The sequence below is a fragment of the Shigella sp. FC1544 genome, from assembly GCF_001722145.1.
Lineage (GTDB): Bacteria > Pseudomonadota > Gammaproteobacteria > Enterobacterales > Enterobacteriaceae > Escherichia > Escherichia coli.
Window position 1 is genome coordinate 1 of record NZ_MECT01000168.1, and the last position, 3,928, is coordinate 3,928.

A 3,928-nucleotide genomic window follows, 5' to 3' on the forward strand; every position below is an offset into this window, starting at 1 on the left:
CCACACTGGAGCGTCTTCTGAGCCTGCTGTCGGCCTTTGAGGTCGTGGTATGGATGACGGATGGCTGGCCGCTGTATGAATCACGCCTGAAGGGAAAGCTGCACGTTATCAGCAAGCGTTACACTCAGCGCATTGAGCGACATAATCTGAATCTGAGACAACATCTGGCAAGGCTGGGACGGAAGTCACTGTCGTTCTCAAAATCGGTGGAGCTGCATGACAAGGTCATCGGGCATTATCTGAACATAAAACACTATCAGTAAGTTGGAGTCATTACCAGGAATTCAGAAAAATACAATTCTCTGCTGCAAGATGAATAATGTTTATCTACAGCATTTCCTTAAAAGATATGTCAGGCTTGCGGAGTGCGGTTAAGGACATACGACTTCCTCCTTTCAGAGTGCTCAGCTTCTCACTATTATCTCACGCAGTATTCTTAAGGGAACGATAAGGAGGAACCATGAACATTACCCCGTTTCCGACGCTTTCGCCGGCAACTATAGATGCCATAAATGTTATCGGACAGTGGCTGGCGCAGGATGATTTCTCCGGTGAGGTGCCGTATCAGGCCGATTGCGTGATCCTTGCAGGCAATGCGGTTATGCCGACTATCGACGCGGCATGTAAGATTGCTCGCGATCAGCAAATTCCTTTACTGATTAGTGGTGGTATCGGTCACTCGACAACTTTTTTGTATAGCGCCATCGCACAGCATCCGCACTACAACACTATCCGCACCACTGGCAGAGCAGAAGCGACCATCCTGGCGGATATCGCTCATCAGTTCTGGCACATTCCGCATGAAAAAATCTGGATTGAAGACCAGTCAACAAACTGCGGTGAAAACGCACGCTTTAGCATCGCGCTATTTAATCAGGCCGTAGAACGAGTTCATACGGCTATCGTTGTTCAGGACCCCACCATGCAGCGGCGCACGATGGCGACGTTCCGCCGTATGACTGGGGACAATCCCGATGCACCACGCTGGTTAAGTTATCCCGGATTCGTTCCTCAGTTAGGAAATAACGCAGACAGTGTAATCTTTATTAATCAGTTACAAGGATTATGGCCGGTTGAGCGTTATCTCTCACTACTCACTGGCGAGCTGCCGCGTTTACGCGATGATAGCGATGGCTACGGTCCCCGCGGGCGAGATTTTATCGTTCACGTTGATTTTCCGGCAGAAGTCATCCATGCATGGCAAACGCTTAAACACGATGCGGTGCTCATCGAGGCGATGGAAAGTCGCTCGTTACGTTAAAAATTGCCCGTTTGTGAACCACTTGTTTGCAAACGGGCATGACTCCTGACTTTTATTTCTGCCTTTTATTCCTTTTACACTTGTTTTTATGAAGCCCTTCACAGAATTGTCCTTTCACGATGCCGTCTCTATGATGATTGATGTTAATTAACAATGTATTTACCAAGAACAAACATATAAATCACAGGAGTCGCCCATGTCAGTACCCGTTCAACATCCTATGTATATCGATGGACAGTTTGTTACCTGGCTTGGAGACGCATGGATTGATGTGGTAAACCCTGCTACAGAGGCTGTCATTTCCCGCATACCCGATGGTCAGGCCGAGGATGCCCGTAAGGCAATCGATGCAGCAGAACGTGCACAACCAGAATGGGAAGCGTTGCCTGCTATTGAACGCGCCAGTTGGTTGCGCAAAATCTCCGCCGGGATCCGCGAACGCGCCAGTGAAATCAGTGCGCTGATTGTTGAAGAAGGGGGCAAGATCCAGCAGCTGGCTGAAGTCGAAGTGGCTTTTACTGCCGACTATATCGATTACATGGCGGAGTGGGCACGGCGTTACGAGGGCGAGATTATTCAAAGCGATCGTCCAGGAGAAAATATTCTTTTGTTTAAACGTGCGCTTGGCGTGACTACCGGCATTCTGCCGTGGAACTTCCCGTTCTTCCTCATTGCCCGCAAAATGGCTCCCGCTCTTTTGACCGGTAATACCATCGTCATTAAACCTAGTGAATTTACGCCAAACAATGCGATTGCATTCGCCAAAATCGTCGATGAAATAGGCCTTCCGCGCGGCGTGTTTAACCTTGTACTGGGGCGTGGTGAAACCGTTGGGCAAGAACTGGCGGGTAACCCAAAGGTCGCAATGGTCAGTATGACAGGCAGCGTCTCTGCAGGTGAGAAGATCATGGCGACTGCGGCGAAAAACATCACCAAAGTGTGTCTGGAATTGGGGGGTAAAGCACCAGCTATCGTAATGGACGATGCCGATCTTGAACTGGCAGTCAAAGCCATCGTTGATTCACGCGTCATTAATAGTGGGCAAGTGTGTAACTGTGCAGAACGTGTTTATGTACAGAAAGGCATTTATGATCAGTTCGTCAATCGGCTGGGTGAAGCGATGCAGGCGGTTCAATTTGGTAACCCCGCTGAACGCAACGACATTGCGATGGGGCCGTTGATTAACGCCGCGGCGTTGGAAAGGGTTGAGCAAAAAGTGGCGCGCGCAGTAGAAGAAGGGGCGAGAGTGGCGTTGGGTGGCAAAGCGGTAGAGGGGAAAGGATATTATTATCCGCCGACATTGCTGCTGGATGTTCGCCAGGAAATGTCGATTATGCATGAGGAAACCTTTGGCCCGGTTCTGCCGGTGGTCGCATTTGACACGCTGGAAGAGGCTATCTCAATGGCTAATGACAGTGATTACGGCCTGACCTCATCAATCTATACCCAAAATCTGAACGTCGCGATGAAAGCCATTAAAGGGCTGAAGTTTGGTGAAACTTACATCAACCGTGAAAACTTCGAAGCTATGCAAGGCTTCCACGCCGGATGGCGTAAATCCGGTATTGGCGGCGCAGATGGTAAACATGGCCTGCATGAATATCTGCAGACCCAGGTGGTTTATTTACAGTCGTAATGAGTAAAAGAGGCGGAGGTTTTTTCCTCCGCCTGTGCGCGTCAGAGTTTAGCGAATTTTTCGAGGGTGCGAATAAGCTGCGTGACGAAGCCATATTCGTTATCGTACCAGGCGACCGTTTTCACCAGTTGTAAATCGCCCACGGCGGTAATTTCCGTTTGCGTGGCATCAAACACCGAACCGAAATGGCTGCCAATGATATCGGAAGAGACTATTTCTTCATCGGTATAACCAAATGACTCGTTATTGGTGGTTGCTTGTTTAAGTGCGTTATTCACCTCTTCGGCAGTCACTTTTTTTCCGAGAATCGATACCAGTTCAGTGACCGAACCTGTTTTCACCGGCACGCGTTGCGCATGACCTTTCAGTTTGCCGCTCAGTTCCGGGATCTCCAGACCAATGGCTTTTGCCGCCCCCGTAGTGTGGGGAATGATATTTTCTGCCGCTGCGCGTGAAGCACGTAAATCTTTACCACGTGGGCCATCCACCAGTGACTGGGTGCCAGTATAGGCATGAATGGTCGTCATCGTGCCGACTTCTATCCCGAAACTGTCATGCAAGGCTTTGGCCATCGGCGCAAGACAGTTAGTGGTGCATGACGCCACGGAAACAATGGTGTCGTTGCCATCCAGAGTGTCGTCATTGACGTTATAAACGATAGTTTTCATTTCACCGGCAGGGGCGGAAATCAACACCTTCTTCGCACCAGCATCAAGATGCGCCTGCGATTTCTCGGCGGAGGTATAAAAGCCAGTACATTCGACAATGATTTCTGCACCTGAGGTGTACTGGCAATAGCGGACACTACCATTTGTTCTTTTTTTAAGCAGCCATCTGATGATATTTTTCCCTGAAGGCTGCCGGGGAGATATTCCCCAGACGAGAGTGACGACGCTGACGATTGTAGAAAATCTCAATGTATTCCCGTATTACTGAGATGGCTTCATCCCGGTTATTAAAACGATAGTGGCTCAGGCTCTCATTTTTCAGCGTTCCCCAGAAGCTTTCCATCGGAGCGTTGTCGTAACAGT

General features: G+C 49.5%; 4 protein-coding genes and 1 pseudogene. 3 read left to right on the forward strand and 2 right to left on the reverse strand.

Going from position 1 to position 3,928, the window contains the following annotated elements; all coding sequences use genetic code 11:
• The 3 genes from BGK49_RS10520 to aldA form a co-directional block, all read left to right on the forward strand.
• On the forward strand, positions 1 to 263 hold a 263-nt coding region (locus BGK49_RS10520), incomplete at its 5' end, for an IS1 family transposase (RefSeq protein ID WP_000317683.1).
• Positions 264 to 460: 197 nt separating this feature from the next.
• On the forward strand, positions 461 to 1,261 hold the full coding sequence (ydcF, locus tag BGK49_RS10525; RefSeq protein ID WP_001027927.1) for a DUF218 domain-containing protein YdcF: 801 nt from the start codon (positions 461 to 463) through the stop codon (positions 1,259 to 1,261).
• Between the two features lie 196 nt (positions 1,262 to 1,457).
• Positions 1,458 to 2,897 (forward strand): aldehyde dehydrogenase, encoded by a 1,440-nt coding sequence (gene aldA / locus BGK49_RS10530; protein ID WP_000115910.1) that lies wholly within the window; start codon positions 1,458 to 1,460, stop codon positions 2,895 to 2,897.
• A gap of 41 nt (positions 2,898 to 2,938) precedes the next feature.
• Here the strand turns inward: aldA and BGK49_RS26370 are convergent.
• Positions 2,939 to 3,676, reverse strand: a pseudogene (locus BGK49_RS26370) (type I glyceraldehyde-3-phosphate dehydrogenase); the annotation flags it as partial.
• A 43-nt stretch (positions 3,677 to 3,719) separates the two neighbouring features.
• The coding region (locus tag BGK49_RS10540) for an IS3 family transposase (RefSeq protein WP_001073957.1) at positions 3,720 to 3,928 on the reverse strand (209 nt) is incomplete at its 5' end.

Bases quoted from the DNA above. Each gene is read 5' to 3' on its own strand.
- ydcF (WP_001027927.1), top strand. From the start codon at position 461: ATGAACATTACCCCGTTTCCGACGCTTTCGCCGGCAACTATAGATGCC.
- aldA (WP_000115910.1), top strand. From the start codon at position 1,458: ATGTCAGTACCCGTTCAACATCCTATGTATATCGATGGACAGTTTGTT.